The following is a 17,798-nucleotide window of genomic DNA, read 5'->3' on the forward strand; positions in this document are numbered from 1 at the left end:
CGCACCGCCGCCGAACGCGCACTGCGGGCCGCCGCCGGGGGCGACCCGTCCGCCCGCACCGCCGTGGCCGCCGCCGCTCGCGCGCTGGGACGCGGCGTCGGCGGCCTGGTCAACGCCCTCGACCCCGACCTGGTGAGCCTGTCCGGGCTGGCCATCGACCTGGCCGCGACGGCACCGGACGAGCTGAACGCCGGATACCTCGCGGGCCTGATGCGCTTCCGCCGCGCCGCCCCGCCGCCGCTGCTGACGTCGACGCTCGGCCCGCTCGGCCCGGTCACCGGCGCCGCCGAGGCCGCCTTCGACGCCCTGCTCACCGAGGAGGGCCTGGAGTCGTGGCTCGCCGCCCTGGGCTGACCCGCCCGGCCCGCCGCGCCGACGCCCGGGACCGCCGCGTCGAGCCGCGGTCGGGACGGCGTCAGCCTTCCCGCCGTGCCTGCGCCATCAGGCGGGCGAGCTCGCCGAGGTCGCCGACCCGCAGGTCGCCGGGCAGGCCGCGCAGGGCCGCCACGGTGGCGCCCGCCGCCCGGCCCGCCTCGATGCCCGGCATGCTGTCCTCGACGACCAGGCAGCGCGCCGGATCGACGCCCAGCGGCTCGGCCGCCCGCAGGTACCCCTCCGGGTCGGGTTTGCCCCGCCGGACGTCCTCGATGGTGATCAGCAGCGGCGGCTCGGGCAGGCCCGCCGCGCCCAGCCGCGCCTTGGCCAGCCGCACGTCGGCGCTGGTCACCACCGCCCAGGGCACGTTCCACCGGGCGAGCCGCGCCAGCAGGTCGGCGGCGCCGGCGATGGGGGCGATGTCGTCCAGGTCGTCGTACTCCAGCGCGAGCTGCCGCGCCGCCGACGCGGCGACCGCGTCGTCGTCCAGGTGGGGCAGCAGCCGCCGTACGGTGCGCTCGCCCGGACTGCCGTGCATGATCGCCAGCACGTCCGCGACCGGCACGCCGTTCTCGGCGGCCCACGTGCGCCACGCGCGCTCCACCGCCGCGTCGGAGTCGACCAGCGTGCCGTCCATGTCGAACAGGACCGCCGCCACCTCCGCCAGCTCTCGCATCGGCCCTCCCGCGATTTCCTCGCCACCCGAGGATAAAGCCGGAAGGGTGCCTTGCGGCAAGGGCCGCCCAGGCGGATGACGTCCAGCGAAACCGGAAACGCGGTGACATACAGGGCGTTCGGTGCCGCAACCTATCCTCAGGGGCATGACACGAGCGGAGACGACCGGGCCGCGGGAGCGGACGCGGCGGGCGGTGCGCGCCGGGCTTGCGGAGCTGGCGCTGGGGCTGTTCGTCGAGCGCGGCTACGAACGCACCACCGTGGAGGACATCGCCGCCGCCGCGGGCCTGTCCAAGCGCAGCTTCTTCCGCTACTTCCCGACCAAGGAGGACGTGCTGTTCGCCGACGTCGAGGAGCTCGCCGACCGGATCGCCGACGCCATCCGGGAACGGCCCGCCGGCGAGGACCCGTGGACGTGTCTGCACATGGTGCTGCGCGACTGGGGCGGACGCGTCCACGCCGCTCGGCACGATCTGACCGGCCTGCGCCTCATCGAGACGACCCCGGCGCTGCGCGCCCGCCTCCACCAGAAACGCGACGCGATGCGTTCCCGCATCGCGACGGCCCTGCGGGAACGCCCCGGCTCCACCCTGGACGCCTTCACCGCCGACCTGCTCACCGCGGCCGCCGGGGCCGCCCTCGACGCGGCCGCCCGCGAATGGCTCCGCTGCGACGGCGACGCCGACCGCTCGGCCCTCATCGACGAAGCCTTCGCCGCGCTGTCCCCGCGTCTCGCGGAACCGGCCCCGGCCTGAGCCGCGAGGGCCCGCCGTCCCGCCGCCGGGCACGGGCCGGTGCTTCCCGGGTCAGTCCTTGACGAGGAGCTCGACCAGCCCGGGCAGGCCCTCGGCGCCGTGACCGTCGGCGACACGGCGCTTCATCAACCGCAGGAACGGGTCCCACAGCTCGGTGCTGACGCCCTGGGCCCGGCTGAGGTCGCCGATGGCGTCGTGCGCCACCTGCATGGCCAGGTTGGAACCGGTCTCGGCGTAGTCGCGCGCGTCGACCTGCGCCGCCCACGCGGGGAGCGCCCCCAGCATGGCCTGCAGCCACGGAAGGAGCTCGTCACGCGCGAACTCCGCGACCCGACCGCCGGACGCACGCACCAGCGCGGCCGAGTGCAGGAACCCGCCGATCATCCCGTACATCCCGCTGAGCAGCGCCAGATCGTGCAGCGGGGCGGTGCCCGGGTCGGCACCGAGGTACACGCTGCGGCCACGTGGTGGGCGGGAAGTGGAAGGCGCTGATCCTCTGGGCGCTGCAGGACGGCCCGGTGCGCTTCGGTGCACTCCGCCGGGAGATCCCGGGTATCAGCGAGAAGATGCTGATCCAGCAGCTCAAGGAATTGCAGTGCCATGGCGTGGTGCGCCGCGAGTCCTTCCACGAGATTCCGCCGCGCGTGGAGTATTCCCTGACCCCGCTGGGCGTCTCGCTGAACGAGGCGCTGGACGCACTGGGCGAGTGGGGGACCCGCCACCTTGCCGAGCTGGCCGAAAGGACCGGGCGTCCGCCCCACCCCCTCCACGCCGAACGCTCGCCCCACTCCCACGCGGTGCAGCCCGGCTAGCCCACCCTCGCGAACTGCACGCCTTAGCGAGTGGCGAGCCCTCTCATCGGCCAAGGGGCGTGCGGCTCCTCCGCCTCGGCGTCCACCGCGTTCTCGCCGCCGACGGCCGACGCGTCCGCGCCGGGACGATACCGGCCATGCCGTCGGCGGCTTCGCCGGCGACACCTGGCGGACCGCCTCGACGGCGGCCGGGAACGGGGCCCGTGGAGCCGCCGGTGCTGCCATGATCACGCCGGGGGAGGCGGGCGGTCGGCGTGCGGACCCCGGCCCGTCCGCGCAGACGGCGGACGGCGCGCGCCCCGGCCGGGGCGGCCCAGGCCCGGTGCGGGGGGAGCAGACGATGGCGGATCATGGTCTGCGTGCCATCGCTGGAACCCATGACGCTCTACACCAGTGACGCCGTGCGCATCGACGCCGCCCACCTGCCCGGGGAGAGGGGCCTGTGCTTCGTGCTGGCGCACGGGTTCACCTGCTCCTGGCGGCAGCCGGCGTTGCGCCGCATCGCCGGCGTGCTCAACCGCTACGGCGGGGTCATCGGCCTCGACTTCCGGGGCCACGGCAGCTCCGGCGGCCTGTCGACGGTCGGCGACCGCGAAACACTGGACGTGGAGGCGGCCGTCGCGGCGGCGCGCAGGCGGGGGTACGAGCGTGTCGCCGTGGCCGGGTTCTCCATGGGAGGAGCGGTCGCCGTAAGGCACGCGGCGTTGCACGGGGGCGTGGACTGCGTCGCGTCCATCAGCGCGCCCGCCCGCTGGTACTACCGGGGAACGGCGCCGATGCGACGCGTCCACTGGGCGATCGAACGGCGCACGGGGCGCCTGGCGGTCAGGCTCGCGCGCCGCACCCGGATCGCGGCCAAGGGGTGGGATCCCGTCCCCGAGGCGCCCTACGAGGTCGCAGGCCGTATCGCCCCCACACCGCTGCTGGTGGTGCACGGCGACGCCGACCCGTTCTTCCCCCTCGAGCACGCCCACCAGCTGTACGAGGCGGCGCGCGACCCGCGAGAACTCTGGATCGAGCCCTCGTTCGGCCACGCGGAGGCCGCCGCGCCGCCTGCGTTGATCAAAAAGATCGGGGAGTGGGCCGCAGCCGCGTCCTGAGCCGGGCGGGCACGCAGCTGGAGCTGGAGCACGTCGACGACGAGACGGGGGCCTCGGATGTTCGCTGGGTCCGAAGTGCTTTCGCAGCGGCCGAGCCCGCCCCCGACGTGGCCGCAGCGATCCGCGACGACCTGGCCGTCGTCGCCGCAGGCGAAGACCACTTGCGTGCCGAACGCCACGCCTACGAAGCGGGGGCTGCACGTCCTCCGCAAGGTCCGCGACGACGCGAACTCGCTCGGCCGCCGTGCCGGCCGGGACGTCCAGCTGGAAGGCGCTCTCCTCGGCCGCAGCGACGGGGTTCCCGCCAGGCTCCCCGGCTCCGGCGATGTGTCGGCGCGCTCGGCGGGGCGCGCTACCCGACGCGACGATCCGCCTTGTGCGCGCCGTAGAAATCGACCTGCCGGGCCATTATCTCCCGCAGCGGCGTCCCCCGGGGGACGCCGTACACGGTGCCCGGGAAATCCAGGTCCCGCTGCACCTCCCACAGCCGGTCGTGCTGTTCGGGGGAGAACAACTGCGCCGGGTCTCCGGCGGCTATCCATCCGATCGGCACGACCGTGTCCGGGGCGAGCCTTGAGTTGACGTGCAGAACGCTGTTGATGCGCAACTCCGACCGGGTTCCGGCCACTGCGCCGGGGAAGACCGATGCGCCCGTCGCCACGAACACCTCGTCCTCGATCGTCGCGCCGTTGACGTGCGCATGCGGTCCTATCAGCACCGAGTCGCCCACCACGGCGGGATGCTCCCCGCGCCCCCGCACCAGAGCGTTCTCCATCACGACCACGTTCTCGCCTACGCGCACCTCGCCGTCCTCGGCGGTCAGCACCGCGCCATGCAGGATTCGTGCTCCTTCGCCCACCACCACCGCGCCGCACAACACCGCCGTAGGCGCGATGTAGGCGGACTCGTGGACGGAGGGCCGCCGCCCCCGATGCTCCAAAAGCATATTTAAGCTCCTTAATTTCCGTTAAAGATCAACTATAACTAGCCAAGTCGGGCATTCTGGCGTGCGTCGCGAAGTTATCCACAGTTTCAGCGATGCCTTCCGCCGCCGTATCGTCAAGGCGCATCCTCATGGCCATGGAAACGTTCGCACCCACCGGCGGACACGCCGGCCACCTCACCTGGAAGCGCGTCCCGGACGGGCTCGCCGTCCCGGTCGCCGTTGACACCGACCTCGCATCCTGCCGGGCGGACTCACTGGCCGCCCGCGCGTCGATGATCAGCCGTCTGCCGGCACCGCACGCGATCGTCGCCCGCAGGACCGCCGCCTGGCTCTGGGGCCTGGACGTGCTGCCTCCCGGAGTGCGGCAATGGCGGTGGGACGTCGAGCTGGTGCTGCCCGGCCGCGATCTGCCGCCGGACGAACTGCCGGCCGAGCACATCGTGGAGGAGGCCGGCGTCAGGGTGACCTCCCTGGCGCGCACGGCGCTCGACTGCGCCCGCTGGCTGCCGCGCCTCGAGGCGGTGGCGGCGCTCGACCAGTTCCTGCGGCGCGGCGCCGACCCGGCGTCCCTGGCGGCCATGGCCCGCGACCTCGCCGGACGCCCCAACGCCCGGCGGCTGCGCGACGTACTGCGCCTCGGCGACGGCGGCGCCGCCTCTCCCGGAGAGAGCTGGACGCGGGTGATGGTCGTCGACACGGGCTTCCCCCGGCCCCGTACGCAGATCCCCGTCCCCGGCCCGTACGGGGAGCCGCTGTTCATCGACCTCGGTTACGAGCAGTTACGCGTCGGTCTGGAGTACGACGGCGAACGCCACCACAGCGGCGCCCGGGCCCGGGCGCACGACGAACGCCGCCGCCGATGGCTGCGAAAGGAGCAGGGATGGGAAGTCATCCCCGTCACCAAGGACATGTTCGCCCGGCCCGCTCCCTACCTGGGGGCCTTGCTCACCGCCCTCCTGCACCGTGGCTGGACGCCCGACGACGCCGCACTGAACCGCATCGCCACCCGCCTGAACAGCCTGAACAGCCGCGTCAGAACCCGCCGCACGCCGTGACACGTCACCGCCCGTGGATGCACCTGGCCGCCCGACTTCTTCGGCGCCTGACCCTGGCGCTGGGAACACTGCTCGCCGGGCCGGCGCCCCGCCCGATGACGGCCTGGCGCCGTCAGACGCCGTCCACCGCCCCCAACGGACGCCGCGGCAGCTGCAGCAATCGGCGACCACGGCATCAGCAACCGGAACGGTGCCGCAGCGGCGAGGGCGATGCCGACTACGGCGCGGGCGCGGCAGAGGGCCGCCGCAGCGCCGGCCCGTCGCCTCGATGCCACGGTGCGCCGCCGCACCGGACGGACCCGCACGGCGCCCGCAGCACCGCCGACGTGCGGCGAACCGACCGGCACGCACAGCGACGCCATGGCCGACGTCTAGATCACGTAGGCTGTCCCCGACATCGGATGGTCCGTACTGCCGGAGGGGCGCATGGAGTCCCACGACGGGGGCGCCGGGTCCGTCGTCGGGGACGACCCGCTTCTCCCCTTGGTGCTGACGGTGCTGGAGCACTACGGCTATGCCTGCACGCTGATCAGCACGGACGAGGTCGAGGTGTCCCGGCCGGACCGCGCCGACGACACCCCCTACCGCATCCGGCTCACCAACCTGCGGCAGTGGACCGCGCGCGAGCCGCGCGACCAGTGGCCCGCGCTGGTCTCCGACTTCCTCGGCAGCCTCATCGCCGCCACCGAGGCCGACCTGCACGAGGGCGGCCTGGACCTCGACGACTACGCGTCGGTGCGGTCGCTGCTGCGGATGCGCCTCTACGCCGAGGACATCGGCGACGACCTGGACGTCGTGCGCCGCCCCGCGGCGCCCGGGCTCAGCGAGGTCGTGGTGATCGACAAGCCCACGACGCTGATGGTGCTGACCGCCGAGGTGGTGAAGGAGTGGCCGGTCGACCGGGACGAGCTGTTCCGCGTGGCACGGGAGAACGTCCGGTCGGACGGGCCGCTGGACGCCCACGTCCAGCCCGTCGGCGGCACCCGGATCGCGTCCCTGTACGGCGACACCGCCTACGTCACCGGGCACGCCCTGTGGGTGGGGGACTACCCGGTGACCGGCCCGTACGGCGCACTGCTCGCCATCCCCACACAGAGCGTGGTGCACGCGGCACCGCTGGAGCAGGCGGCCGTGCCCGGCGCCGTCAACAGGCTCATCGAGCTCGCCTGGGCGGAGTACCAGCAGGGCCCGCGTTCGGTGCAGCCGCACATCTACCGGTGGCACGAGGGCGTGCTGTCGCTGGCGGGGACGGTGGAACAGTCGGCGGACGGCTCGCTGGCCGTCCACATCACGCCGGAGTTCCAGGACTGCCTGGAAGAACTGATCCGCGACTGATCCGCCTGCCGCGGGAGACCGGCTGCCCCAGGCTACGACCAGCCGCAGCAACACGGCGACGCGGCCGCGGCGGCGCCGCCCTCAGCCCGGACCGCCGCGCCCAGCGGACCGCCAGTCCCAGTCGCCCCCGGCTATGGACACCGCCGCCGCGGCTGCCCCGCCGCTGCCGGTCCCGGGTCTGGCCGCCCGGAACCGGGATCATGGCGGCGACGCCACGACGGCGCCCACCTCACGTCGAAACACGCCCCAGGCCCTGTCCGGCGGATCTCGGCAGCCGGGTCGCCCACCGCCTGTGCGGCGAAGCGGCACAGCCACCGCCATGTGCGAGCGGCCGGGGCGGTGGCCGCCGTCTCCGATACGACCACCCCGCCGAAACCGCGAAACCGCGGCGTCGTCAATCGGTTCCAGCGCCGATGCGGCAGCGCCACCGGCCGTACCGAGCGCGCACTACCGGGTTGGGATCACCGCAGTGCTGCCGACCCACCATGACCACCGGATACGTCCGAGGCAGTGTCGTCGAAGTGGCTGCGGGCTGGTCGGTCGATGCGGACCATGTGGCCGCTCTTCGACAGGCGCATCCATCGGCGGCGCGGCGTCGCCGAGCGCTGCTTCGACCACATCGGGCGGTGACACGGGGCCGCCATCCGTGCCACTGCAGGACCGCCGAGTCCTTCCAAGGCGCCGTCACGTCGACCGCCCTGCCGATGTGACCATGACACTTTGACGACATGCCCTAGGCGGCGGGCTGGTAGCGCTGATCGCGAGTATGGGAGCCGATGAAGCGCAGCGTGTTGCGCATCGTCCAGTGATTGACACGCGTCGGAATGATGCGGTAGCCCTGACGGGCGGCCGCGGCGAGGGCCGCGAACCGAAGCCGGTCGGTGGGGCTCCAGGGGATGTCGAAACGCTCCCGGACGATCGGCGGCAGGCAGCCGAACGTCACCAGGCGCAGCGGCCGTTCGGTGAACAGCCGTCCGGCCCGCTCCAGCCGCGGCCCGCCCACCGGCATGAGCGAGACGGTGTCAGATCCGTAGCGGGCGATGTCCAGGGCGCGCGCCGCCGCCGGGGTGAGCTCCAGATCCTTGGTGCAGATGTGCCAGAACTTCGACTGGAAGGCCGCGTAGTCGACCGGCACCGGGCGCATGCTCACCCCGTAACGCGAGTACCAGGTGACGGTCTCGTCGTACAGACGCCGGCGGTCCTCGGCCGTGAGCGTCTCCGGACGGAACAACTCGGCGGCCTTGAAGATCTCCCAAGTGAACGTGGCGTGCGCCCACCAGAACGTCTCCGGCTCCAGCGCGTGGTAGCGGCGATCGTGCTCGTCGACTCCGCCGATGCCGCGGTGCAGGTCGCGGATCGCATGGCCGCGCCGCTCGCCGTCCGCGGCCAGGATCGTCGCCCAGATCTGCGGAACGGACCGGTAGATCCGGTCGAACGGCGCGTCGAAGAACGCCGAGTGCTCGGCCACCCCCGCGCCGATGCCCGGATGCATCAGCTGCATCAGCCCCGCAGCGGCGCCGGGCAGCAGAGAGCGCAGGTCGGAAGCGTATTTGTAGAGCAGCGACCCCGGCCCAAGCGGCGCCCCCGCCGCCGGTCGGGTGGACGAGGCGGCCATCGCACCTCCCTGACGGTTGCCCCCAGAGTAGAGACCGTGAGACGGAAGTCAAGATTTGTCTCACAGTTGCGGGTCCGTCTCCGAAGACCCGGCGCCGAGAGCGACACCGCGACTGCCCCGCCCACCAGGCCGCACTCTGTGGTGATGAACGCGCCTGGCCGGTGGGGCCGCCTTGTTTGTCGGGGGCGTGTGGCGGTTGCGGGTGCTGTCGTGCGGCGATGAGATGGCGTGTCCGCCGCGTTGCTGCGGTGATGGTGCGCTTGGTTGACGGGGAGTGCTTTGCCTGCCGCCTGCGCGTGGTGGTGTTGTGGCGTTGGGCTGCCTTGTGAGGTCTCGGCCCTCTTCACGCGTATCGCCGTGCTGTTCGCCCTCGCCGCTGGCGGCACGCCCCTGGGCGGTGCCCCTGCCTGCCCCGAGCGCGGTCGCGCAGCCTCCCGACCTCGGCCTTTGGGGCGTGTGCCAGGGCGTGTTGCGAAATGAGGTGGGCGTCGACGTGGCAATGCCGCCACCGCACCGGCCCCGGCAGCCGCGGGCTTGTGTGGGCGTTGGCACCGGTGCAGGGGTCAGTGGGCGAGGGCTTTGGCCAGGGCGGAGGCGAAGGCTTCGATCTCCTGCTCTGTGGTGGCGAAGGAGCACATCCAGCGGACCTCGCCGGTCTGCTCGTCCCAGGTGGCGAAGGAGTAGTGCTCGCGCAGGCGGGCGGCGGCCTCGCTGGAGAGGACGGCGAAGACCGCGTTCGCCTCGACGGGGCGGGTGATGCGCACTCCGGGGAGGGGGCGGACGGCCTCGGCCAGGCGCTGGGCCATCGCGTTCGCATGGCGGGCGTTGCGCAGCCACAGGTCCCCGTCGAGGAGCGCGACGAGCTGGGCGGAGATGAAGCGCATCTTGGACGCCAGCTGCATGCCCGCCTTGCGCAGGAAGTCCAGGCCGCGCACCGCCGCGGGGTCGAGCACCACGACGGCCTCGCCCATCAGCAGGCCGTTCTTGGTGCCGCCGAACGACAGCACGTCCACTCCCACGTCGGTGGTGAGGGCGCGGAGGGGGACGCCGAGTGAGGCCGCGGCGTTGGCGATACGGGCGCCGTCCATGTGCACGCGCATGCCGCGCTCGTGGGCGTGCGCGGTGAGCGCCGCGATCTGCTCGGGGGTGTAGACGGTCCCCAGCTCCGTGCTCTGCGTCAGGGACACGACCGCGGGCTGCGCGTGGTGCACGTCGCCCCAGCCCCAGGCGTACCGGTCGACCAGTTCGGGGGTCAGCCTGCCGTCCGGCGCGGGCACCGGGACCAGCTTGAGCCCGGCGACCTTCTCGGCGGCGCCGCACTCGTCCACGTTGATGTGGGACCCCTCGGCGCAGATCACCGAGCTCCACCGTTCCGACATCGCCTGGAGGGCGACGACGTTGGCGCCGGTGCCGTTGAAGACGGGGAACGCCTCGGCCCGGTCGCCGAAGTGCCGCCGCACGACGTCGCGCAGCCGTGCGGTGTAGGCGTCGTCGCCGTAGGCGCCCTGGTAGCCCTCGTTGGCCGCGGTCAGGGCGGCGAGGATCTCCGGGTGCGCCCCCGCGCAGTTGTCGCTGGCGAAGCCGGCGTCCGGGGTGCGGGGGCCGTCAGGAACCGGTGAGGTCAAGACGTCGTCCGTTCAGTTCGTCGGCGGGGCGGTTCCACAGCGCGGCCACGGCGTCGGCGAGGTCGTCGACGTGGGTGTGCCGGGAGTAGTCGGCGTCCGGGGCCTCCCGCCTCATGGCGTCGGTCAGCAGGGCCTCGACGACGAGGATCGTCGCGGCCGCGGAGGTGCCGGACAGCGCGTCGGCCAGCGCCAGCGTCCACGTCTCGGCCGCCGCCTTGGCGGTGGCGTACACGGCGTCGCCCTGGGTGGGACGCCGCGCGGCGGGCTGCGACACGATCGCGAACCGCCCCGCGGGGGAGCGGCGCAGCCGCTGGTGGAACGCCAGCGTGGCGTGCTGCAGGGTGCGGATCAGCAGGTCGTGCAGCAGCGCCCAGTCGGCCAGGTCGGTGTCGGCGAACGATTCGGCGCCGCGCCAGCCGCCCACCAGGTGGATCAGCCCGTCCACGGCGCCGTGCTCGGCGGCGACCCCGTCCGCCCAGGCGCGGGTGCCGTCGGCGTCGAGCAGGTCGATGACCGCGGGGAACACGTTCGGTCCGTCCCAGTGCTGCGGGCGGACGTCCGCCGCCACGACCCGCGCGCCGTCGGCCGCCAGTCGGCGCACCACGGCCCGGCCCGCGGGACCGCCCGCGCCCGTCACCACGATCACGCGACCGCTCACGGCCGAAGACTGGAGCATGCGCATATTCTGCCGCGTCGGCGGGAGCGCGACGGCCACCGGGATCACGATCATTCGCTTCCCCCGGGCACGGCTCCGGTCGCGGCGAGCGCGGCGGGGTGTGGCGGCCGTCGAGAGGCCGCCCCTCGCGGCGTGCATGCATGCTCCGCGGCGACGGGGCTTGCGCACAGAGGGCCGGTCGCTTCGGCTTGCGGTGTGCTGCGGCTGTGTTCGGATAGCGCGGGGGCCGGTCGGCGTTGGACGTGTGCAGGTGTGCTCGGCGCTTCGGTTCGTTCTTGGACGTGATCCGTGGGGGCAGACGGTTCGGCCCCCGGGAAGCCGGGGGCGCCACCTTACGGAGCCGCCTGGAGGTCAGCGGGCGGCGGGATCGGCGTCGAGAAGGTGGGTGCAGTCGTTGAAGGCCGTGGGGCGCAGCGTGCCTCCGTGGCGCCGCCAGCGGGTCACCGAGCAGTTGCCGATGGGATCCTTCTCGATCTCCATGATCTCCTGCTCGGACAGGTCCTCGACGATGTACCGGGTCATCACCACGATCGCGTCGTGCGCGACCACCAGGACGCGGGCGCCCGGCGACGACAGGCCCAGGTCGCGGTAGAAGCTGCGCAGCCGCAGGGCCAGGTCGGTCCAGGACTCGCCGCCCGGGGGCCGGTAGTAGAACTTGCCCAGGCGCTGCATGCGCGCGGCCTCCTGCGGATGGCGGCGGCGCACGCCGACGGGGGTGAGGCCCTCCAGGATGCCCTGCTCGCGGTCGCGCAGCCGCTCGTCCATCTCGATGCGCAGCCCGCCCGGCTCGTCCGGGCCGAACGGGGTCTGTGCGAGGGCGATGCGGGCGGTGTCCCGGGCGCGCAGGTAGGGGGACGTGACGACCTTGGTGGGACGCTCGTCGTCGGGCAGGTCGGCCAGCCAGCGGCCGAGCGCGGCGGCCTGGCGCCGTCCGGTGTCGGTGAGGGGGATGTCGGCGTCGCGTTCGGGGAGACCGACCTCCTCGACGTCGGTGCCCTGCACCGAGCGGTAGGCGACGTTGGCGGTGCTCTCCCCGTGCCGGGTCAGGATGAGGCCGTCGAGCGCGTTCACGCCGTTCATGATTCCACGGGACCGGACGGCCGGTGCTCTACAGGCGGTAGTAGTCTCGGGACCGCTATGTCGAGCGCCCTCTCCACCGCGATCATCGTCGTGTCGCTGCTGGCGGCCGCCTACAGCCTGGTGACGGCCCTGCGCGACCGGGCGATGGGCTGGGACCACCTGGCCGCGCTGGGCCTCCTGGAGGTGCTGCTGATCGCCCAGACGGCGGTGGGCTTCGTCAAGCTGTCCGGCGACGAGGGGCCCGACGACACCGCCACCTTCGTCGGCTACCTCATCGGCGCCCTGCTCATCCCCGTCGTCAGCGCGGGCTGGGGCCTGCTCGAACGGACCCGCTGGGGGCCGGGCGTCATCGTGGTGGCGTGCCTGGCCGTGTCGGTGATGGTGGTGCGTCTCGGGCAGCTGTGGGAGGGCACCGTTGGCTGAGGACGTGCGCGAGGAGACCGCCGCGGCGGCCGGGGAGGCGGCCGGGACGGGCAGCGGCCCCGGGCGGATCCTGGTCGCCGTGTACGGGATCTTCGCGCTGGCGGCCGGGGCGCGTGCCGCGGTGCAGATGGCGACCCGCTTCTCCGACGCGCCCGTCGCCTATTCGCTGTCGGCGTTCGCCGCGGTGGTGTACGTGCTGGCCACCGTCGCGCTCGCCTTGGGCGGACGCACGTCGCGGCGCGTGGCGCTGGTGTCCTGCTCGATCGAGCTGGTCGGCGTGCTCGCCGTCGGGACGCTGAGCCTCGCCGACGAGGCGGCGTTCCCCGACGAGACGGTGTGGTCGGTGTACGGCCAGGGGTACGGGTTCGTCCCCCTGGTGCTGCCCGCCGTCGGCCTGTACTGGCTGTGGCGCAGCGGCCGCCGTACGGGCTGACCGGATCCCGGCGCCGGATCCGCTGCCCGTGACCGGCGGCCGTGCCCGGAGGAGCCGAGGTCGTCGCCCCGCGTGGCGCCGCTTCCCAAGGGCGTGCGGCCGTTCAGGCGGCCTCGGACGTCATGGTGCGGCCCCCGATGGGGAGCGCGTGCACGGTCGCGCGGGCGACCGTGTCGACGTCCTCGGGGGACAGGACGGCGTGCGGGTGACGGCGGATCCACCACAGCAGCCGCAGCGGCCGGGCGAACAGGATGCCGTCGGCGACGAACGGGCTCTTGCGCAGCTTGCCGCCGTGCACCGCGTGCACGGGCACCACCTTCAGCTCCATGTCGGCGCGCTCGGAGATGAGCCGTCCGGCGGTGGCGGCGGCCTCCTTCAGTCCGCGCGTCATGGCGGTGCGGGTGCGCCCGTCGATGAACAGCCGCCCGCCGTGCTTGCTGATCTCGGTGTCGGGGTGCCAGGCGTCGTTGCGGATCAGCCACACCCCGCCGGGGCCGACGAGTATCTGGTCGGCCTCGCCGTGGCCGGGAATGACGCGGGCGTGCAGGACGCGGTGTCCGCGCCGCTCCAGCGTGAACCGCAGCAGCCGGGCCATCTGCTGGTCGCCGCGCAGCCCGCGCCGCCACACGTGGGAGCGGTGGTACAGCCACCAGTGCACCGCCGCGTCGGCCGCCGCCACCAGCAACGCCAGGACGACCGCGAAAACACCGTTCACCAGGAGCGCACCCAGCACAAGCGCCACACCGGCGAGAAAAGCGCGGATCCGCAACCTGGTCTTTCGGTCGCGCTGCCACAGTTCCGCGTACACCGCCTGCGGGGATCCGCCGGTGAAGGCCTCCCGGTCGCGGAAGTAGATGGAGCTGCCGAACATCCCGAGTCCTTCCTGCGCCTGCGACGACGACTCGATTATCGGGATACCTGAGCTCCGGGCCGCTGTCGTCCCCCGGTGAGGGGCTTGCGTCCGGAAAGCGACCGCGGCGAAAGAGATATGGCTGGTCACCGGGATGCGGTGAAGCATCTGCCGCGTGTTCTCGGCGTTTGCGTTAGAACGTTCTAGACAGCCGGATGAAATGCGCAGTGCAACTATCACCGCAAGAGTCGGACGCCCATTTTCCGCGTGGTGTTTCTCACATGATGTACGACGCGGCGGCGTACGCGCCACCGGACTCCCGGCACACTGGTGCGGTGCCTGACGAACGTCTCCGAGCGGCCCTGACCGAGCTGCCCGTGCGCCGAGCCCTGCCCGGGCTGCGCGCGGCGCTGGACGAACGCGGCGTCGCCGTGCTGGCGGCGCCTCCCGGCACGGGCAAGACGACGCTGGTCCCGCTCGCGCTGGCGGGGCTGCTCGAGCCGGACGGGCCCGCCCCGGACGGCAAGGTGATCGTGGTGGAGCCGCGGCGCCTGGCCGCCCGCGCCGCCGCGCGCCGCATGGCCTGGCTGCTGGGCGAACGGGTCGGCGGCCGGGTGGGCGTCGGCGTGCGCGGCGAGCACCGCCCCGGCACGCGGGTCGAGGCGGTGACCACGGGCGTGCTGCTGCGGCGGCTGCAGGACGAGCCGGAACTGGCCGACGTCGCCGCGGTCGTCCTCGACGAGTGCCACGAGCGGCATCTGGACGCCGACACCGCGCTGGCCTTCCTCCTCGACGTACGCGCCGCGCTGCGTCCCGAACTGCGCCTGGTCGCCGCGTCCGCCACCGCCGACACCGAGCCGTGGGCGCGCCTGCTCGGCGGCGACGGCGCGCCCGCGCCCGTCGTGGAGACCGAGGCGGCGCTGCACCCGGTGGAGGTGATCTGGGCGGCGCCGGAGCGGCCGCCCGCGCCGCCGCACGGCATGCGCGTCGATCCGGCGCTGCTGGACCACGTCGCCGCGACCGTGCGCCGGGCCCTCGCCGGACGCGACGGCGACGTGCTGTGCTTCCTGCCCGGCGTCGGCGAGATCGCCCGGGTGGCCGGGCTGCTGTCCGGCGCGGGCGCGGACGTGCTGCAGGTGCACGGCCAGGCGCCCGCGGCCGTGCAGGACGCCGTGCTCGCGCCGGGGGAGCGGCGGCGGGTGGTGCTGGCGACCTCGGTGGCCGAGTCCAGCCTCACCGTGCCCGGCGTGCGCGTCGTCGTCGACTGCGGGCTGGCGCGCGAACCCCGCACCGACCACGCCCGCGGCCTCGGCGCCCTGACCACCGTGCGGGTCTCGCGCGCCGCCGCCGAGCAGCGCGCCGGACGCGCCGGGCGGGAGGCTCCCGGCACGGTCTACCGCTGCTGGAGCCGGGCCGAGCACGAACGGCTGCCCGCCCGCCCCCGCCCCGAGATCGAACTGGCCGACCTGACCGCGTTCGCGCTGCACGCCGCCTGCTGGGGCGACCCGGACGCGGCCGGGCTCGCCCTGCTGGACGCCCCGCCGCAGGCGGCGATGCGCGCCGCGCACCGCACGCTGCGCGCCATCGGCGCGGTGGACGGCGACGGCCGGGCCACAGAACGCGGACGCGTGCTCGCCCGCGTCGGCGTCCACCCGCGCCTGGCGCGGGCCCTGGTGGACGGCGCCGAACGGGTCGGGGCGCGCGCCGCCGCGCAGGTGGTGGCGATGCTGTCGGAGCCGCCCCCGCGCGGCGCGGGCGACGACCTCACCGCGCTGTGGCGCACGCTGCGCCGCCCCGGCCCGCCCGCCGACGCCTACGCCGCCCGCTGGCGCGACGAGGCCGCGCGCCTGCGCAGCGCCCTGCCGTACGTCCTGCCGCCCGACCCGCCGCCGGCGGAGGGGCACGACGACGCGGTCGCGGGCACCGTGGTCGCCCTGGCGTTCCCCGAGCGCGTGGCGCGCAGGCGGCCCGACGGCGGCTACCGGATGGCCTCGGGCACCGGCGCCGCCCTGGCCGACGGGTCGGCGCTGGCGGCGGCCCGCGCCGAATGGCTGGCCGTCGCGGTGGCCGACCGTCCCGCCGGGGCCGCCTCCGCCGCCATCCGGCAGGCCGTCGTCATCGACGAGGACATCGCCCGGTCGGCCGCCGCGCCGCTGCTGGCGCGGGACGAGGAGGTCGCCTGGCGGGACGGCGACGTGGCCGCCCGGCGCGTCGAACGGCTCGGCGCGATCGGGCTGACGGTGCGTCCGCTGCCCGAGCCCGACCCGGAGCGGGTGCGGGCGGCGCTGCTGGACGGCCTGCGCGCCGAGGGGCCGGGCCTGCTCACCTGCCGGCCCGTCGCCGCCGCGCTGCACGAGCGGCTGGCGTTCTGCCGCCGCGCGCTCGGCGACCCGTGGCCGCGGGTGGACGACGCGGCCCTGGTCGAGCACGCCGCCGACTGGATCACCGCGGCCGGGGCCCGCCGCCGCGCCGACCTGGCCCGCATCGACGTGGCCGCCGCGCTGCGCGCCCTGCCGCCCTGGGAGTGCGCGGCGCGGCTGGACGAGCTGGCGCCCGAGCGGATCGAGGTGCCGTCCGGGTCCCGGATCCGCGTCGACTACTCCGGGGAGCACCCCGTGCTGGCGGTCAAACTGCAGGAGCTGTTCGGCTGGGACGCCGCGCCGCGGCTGGCCGGCGGGCGCGTCCCGCTGGTGGTCCACCTGCTGTCGCCGGCCGGGCGGCCCGCCGCCGTCACCGCCGACCTGGCCTCGTTCTGGCGGGACGGCTACCGGGCCGTGCGGGCGGAGCTGCGCGGCCGCTACCCGCGCCACCCGTGGCCGGAGGACCCCGCGGCGGCCGAGCCGACCCGGCACGCCAAGGCCCGCCGGGCCCGCTGACCCGGCGCCCGCCGCCCGGCGGGGTCAGGCGTCGCCGGCGCGGGAGCGGACCAGCACCTCGATGCCGTCCAGCACCCGGGCCAGGCCGAACTCGAAGGCGTGCTCGGGGCCGACGGCGCCGCCGTACTCCCGGGCCGCGGCCGAGCCGATCCGGCTGCCGAGCGGGTAGCGGCCGGCGTCGACGTACTTGCCCAGGACGGGCGCGGTCGCCTCCCACCACTCGCCGTCGGACATGCCGGTGCGCCGCTCGGCCTGCGCCCGCTCGACCGACGTGCGCGCCGCGCTCTGGGCGAACCCGGTCACCAGGGCGATCACCGAGTCCATCTCCACGTCGGTCAGGCCGAGGCCGGCCACGGCGCGCAGCTCCGACTCGTACTTGTCCAGCAGGTTCGGGCCGAGCGGCGGACGCCCGGTGGACACCTGCAGCATCCAGGGATGGCGGTGGTACAGCGCCCAGTGCTCGCGCGCCAGGTGCTCCAGCCGGGCCCGCCAGCCGCCGGGCACCCCGTCGGACGGGGCGGGCTCGCCGCAGACGCGGTCCAGCATGGCGTCGATCAGCTCGGCCTTGCCCGGCACATAGGTGTAGATCGACATCGTGGACACGCCGAGCTCCTCGGCGATGCGCCGCATGGACAGCGCCTCCAGGCCCTCGGCGTCGGCGATCCCGACCGCGGCGGTGACGATCCGCTCCACGGTCAGGCGGGGGCGCGGGCCGCGCCGGGGCCGCCGCTCCTGCCCGCCCCACAGCAGTTCCAGACTGCGCCGGGGGTCTCCGGTTCCGCTGTACTCGGTGGTCACCCGCCCATCCTCGCAAAACACCGGCGCCCGCGGCGCCGCGGACCGGCCGCCCGCCGGGGCGCCTACCCTGGAGCGATGAGCGCCACTCGACCGGACGCCCCGCCCGGCGGCCGCCCCCGGCTCATGCTGCCCGCCCTGCGCGAGGTGTACGAGGCGTACGCGCGGGCGGCCGGCGAGCTGCCCGGGCTGCCCGACGCGCTGCGGGCCGAGGTGTGGACGTCCGCGCAGCTCGGCACGCTGGAGGCGGCGGCCCCGAACGCCGCCGCCCGCCGCGCCGCCCGCGCCGACCTGATCACCGTGCTGGGGGCCGCCGGGACGCCCGCCGCGCACCTGTTCCTGCGCGCGCTCGCCGCGATCGGACCGGCCGAG

17 protein-coding genes and 2 pseudogenes are annotated in these 17,798 nt (G+C 74.5%); 10 read left to right on the forward strand and 9 right to left on the reverse strand.

Going from position 1 to position 17,798, the window contains the following annotated elements:
- Positions 1-354, forward strand: a pseudogene (locus ABD879_RS27585) (hypothetical protein); the annotation flags it as partial.
- A gap of 61 nt (positions 355-415) precedes the next feature.
- Here ABD879_RS27585 and ABD879_RS27590 read toward each other — a convergent pair.
- Positions 416-1,051 carry an HAD-IA family hydrolase gene (locus tag ABD879_RS27590; RefSeq protein ID WP_345024567.1) on the reverse strand — a complete coding sequence of 212 codons (636 nt, stop codon included), beginning with the start codon at positions 1,049-1,051 and terminating at the stop codon, positions 416-418.
- A 145-nt stretch (positions 1,052-1,196) separates the two neighbouring features.
- Between ABD879_RS27590 and ABD879_RS27595 the strand changes: the two genes are divergently transcribed.
- Entirely contained in the window at positions 1,197-1,805 is a 609-nt protein-coding gene (locus tag ABD879_RS27595; RefSeq protein WP_345024568.1) for a TetR family transcriptional regulator, read from the forward strand.
- Positions 1,806-1,856: 51 nt separating this feature from the next.
- Here the strand turns inward: ABD879_RS27595 and ABD879_RS27600 are convergent, their stop codons facing one another.
- Complete coding sequence (locus ABD879_RS27600; protein ID WP_345024569.1) at positions 1,857-2,258, reverse strand: imine reductase family protein; 402 nt, start codon at positions 2,256-2,258, stop codon at positions 1,857-1,859.
- An 11-nt stretch (positions 2,259-2,269) separates the two neighbouring features.
- Here ABD879_RS27600 and ABD879_RS27605 point away from each other — a divergent pair, with 11 nt between their 5' ends.
- Positions 2,270-2,617 carry a winged helix-turn-helix transcriptional regulator gene (locus ABD879_RS27605; protein WP_345024570.1) on the forward strand — a complete coding sequence of 116 codons (348 nt, stop codon included), beginning with the start codon at positions 2,270-2,272 and terminating at the stop codon, positions 2,615-2,617.
- A gap of 350 nt (positions 2,618-2,967) precedes the next feature.
- Positions 2,968-3,717: an alpha/beta hydrolase gene (locus tag ABD879_RS27610; protein WP_345024571.1), complete on the forward strand. Its 750-nt coding sequence runs from the start codon at positions 2,968-2,970 to the stop codon at positions 3,715-3,717.
- Positions 3,718-4,069: 352 nt separating this feature from the next.
- Here ABD879_RS27610 and ABD879_RS27615 read toward each other — a convergent pair whose 3' ends face one another.
- The gene (locus ABD879_RS27615; protein ID WP_345024572.1) at positions 4,070-4,582 is read right to left on the reverse strand and encodes a gamma carbonic anhydrase family protein; all 513 of its coding nucleotides are present in this window, start codon (positions 4,580-4,582) and stop codon (positions 4,070-4,072) included.
- A gap of 215 nt (positions 4,583-4,797) precedes the next feature.
- Here ABD879_RS27615 and ABD879_RS27620 point away from each other — a divergent pair, with 215 nt between their 5' ends.
- Both ABD879_RS27620 and ABD879_RS27625 read left to right on the forward strand, forming a co-directional pair.
- Complete coding sequence (locus ABD879_RS27620) at positions 4,798-5,718, forward strand: hypothetical protein (RefSeq protein WP_345024573.1); 921 nt, start codon at positions 4,798-4,800, stop codon at positions 5,716-5,718.
- Positions 5,719-6,144: 426 nt separating this feature from the next.
- Positions 6,145-7,053, forward strand: a complete 909-nt coding sequence (locus ABD879_RS27625; RefSeq protein WP_345024574.1) for a DUF1444 domain-containing protein — start codon at positions 6,145-6,147, stop codon at positions 7,051-7,053.
- 733 nt (positions 7,054-7,786) lie between these two features.
- On the opposite strand, the gene ABD879_RS27630 is transcribed toward ABD879_RS27625, so the two are convergent.
- The 4 genes from ABD879_RS27630 to ABD879_RS27645 form a co-directional block, all read right to left on the reverse strand.
- Complete coding sequence (locus tag ABD879_RS27630) at positions 7,787-8,668, reverse strand: oxygenase MpaB family protein (RefSeq protein ID WP_345024575.1); 882 nt, start codon at positions 8,666-8,668, stop codon at positions 7,787-7,789.
- A gap of 563 nt (positions 8,669-9,231) precedes the next feature.
- Positions 9,232-10,293 (reverse strand): threonine aldolase family protein, encoded by a 1,062-nt coding sequence (locus ABD879_RS27635; RefSeq protein WP_345024577.1) that lies wholly within the window; start codon positions 10,291-10,293, stop codon positions 9,232-9,234.
- Positions 10,274-10,951: an SDR family oxidoreductase gene (locus tag ABD879_RS27640; protein ID WP_345024578.1), complete on the reverse strand. Its 678-nt coding sequence runs from the start codon at positions 10,949-10,951 to the stop codon at positions 10,274-10,276. Before ABD879_RS27640 ends, ABD879_RS27635 begins: the two co-directional genes overlap by 20 nt.
- A gap of 369 nt (positions 10,952-11,320) precedes the next feature.
- Positions 11,321-12,049, reverse strand: a complete 729-nt coding sequence (locus ABD879_RS27645; RefSeq protein WP_345024579.1) for a histidine phosphatase family protein — start codon at positions 12,047-12,049, stop codon at positions 11,321-11,323.
- Between the two features lie 57 nt (positions 12,050-12,106).
- Here ABD879_RS27645 and ABD879_RS27650 point away from each other — a divergent pair, with 57 nt between their 5' ends.
- Both ABD879_RS27650 and ABD879_RS27655 read left to right on the forward strand, forming a co-directional pair.
- A complete protein-coding gene (locus tag ABD879_RS27650) occupies positions 12,107-12,472 on the forward strand; it encodes a hypothetical protein (protein WP_345024580.1) in 366 nt (121 codons plus the stop codon).
- Positions 12,465-12,905 carry a hypothetical protein gene (locus ABD879_RS27655; RefSeq protein ID WP_345024581.1) on the forward strand — a complete coding sequence of 147 codons (441 nt, stop codon included), beginning with the start codon at positions 12,465-12,467 and terminating at the stop codon, positions 12,903-12,905. Before ABD879_RS27650 ends, ABD879_RS27655 begins: the two co-directional genes overlap by 8 nt.
- Before the next feature lie 103 nt (positions 12,906-13,008).
- On the opposite strand, the gene ABD879_RS27660 is transcribed toward ABD879_RS27655, so the two are convergent.
- Entirely contained in the window at positions 13,009-13,776 is a 768-nt protein-coding gene (locus ABD879_RS27660; protein ID WP_345024582.1) for a nuclease-related domain-containing protein, read from the reverse strand.
- 314 nt (positions 13,777-14,090) lie between these two features.
- On the opposite strand from ABD879_RS27660, the gene hrpB reads away from it, so the two are divergent.
- The gene (gene hrpB, locus ABD879_RS27665) at positions 14,091-16,631 is read left to right on the forward strand and encodes an ATP-dependent helicase HrpB (protein ID WP_345024583.1); all 2,541 of its coding nucleotides are present in this window, start codon (positions 14,091-14,093) and stop codon (positions 16,629-16,631) included.
- Positions 16,632-16,655: 24 nt separating this feature from the next.
- On the opposite strand, the gene ABD879_RS27670 is transcribed toward hrpB, so the two are convergent.
- Entirely contained in the window at positions 16,656-17,429 is a 774-nt protein-coding gene (locus tag ABD879_RS27670; protein ID WP_345024584.1) for a TetR/AcrR family transcriptional regulator, read from the reverse strand.
- 75 nt (positions 17,430-17,504) lie between these two features.
- Here ABD879_RS27670 and ABD879_RS27675 point away from each other — a divergent pair.
- Positions 17,505-17,798: pseudogene (locus tag ABD879_RS27675) on the forward strand (hypothetical protein); the annotation flags it as partial.

This window comes from Actinomadura keratinilytica, assembly GCF_039539665.1.
GTDB classification, from domain to species: domain Bacteria; phylum Actinomycetota; class Actinomycetes; order Streptosporangiales; family Streptosporangiaceae; genus Spirillospora; species Spirillospora keratinilytica.

Excerpts from the sequence above, each read along its gene's own strand:
- ABD879_RS27590 (WP_345024567.1), bottom strand. The coding sequence starts at position 1,051 with ATGCGAGAGCTGGCGGAGGTGGCGGCGGTCCTGTTCGACATGGACGGC.
- ABD879_RS27595 (WP_345024568.1), top strand. The coding sequence starts at position 1,197 with ATGACACGAGCGGAGACGACCGGGCCGCGGGAGCGGACGCGGCGGGCG.
- ABD879_RS27610 (WP_345024571.1), top strand. The coding sequence starts at position 2,968 with ATGGTCTGCGTGCCATCGCTGGAACCCATGACGCTCTACACCAGTGAC.
- ABD879_RS27620 (WP_345024573.1), top strand. The coding sequence starts at position 4,798 with ATGGAAACGTTCGCACCCACCGGCGGACACGCCGGCCACCTCACCTGG.
- ABD879_RS27625 (WP_345024574.1), top strand. The coding sequence starts at position 6,145 with ATGGAGTCCCACGACGGGGGCGCCGGGTCCGTCGTCGGGGACGACCCG.
- ABD879_RS27630 (WP_345024575.1), bottom strand. The coding sequence starts at position 8,668 with ATGGCCGCCTCGTCCACCCGACCGGCGGCGGGGGCGCCGCTTGGGCCG.
- ABD879_RS27645 (WP_345024579.1), bottom strand. The coding sequence starts at position 12,049 with ATGAACGGCGTGAACGCGCTCGACGGCCTCATCCTGACCCGGCACGGG.
- ABD879_RS27650 (WP_345024580.1), top strand. The coding sequence starts at position 12,107 with ATGTCGAGCGCCCTCTCCACCGCGATCATCGTCGTGTCGCTGCTGGCG.
- ABD879_RS27660 (WP_345024582.1), bottom strand. The coding sequence starts at position 13,776 with ATGTTCGGCAGCTCCATCTACTTCCGCGACCGGGAGGCCTTCACCGGC.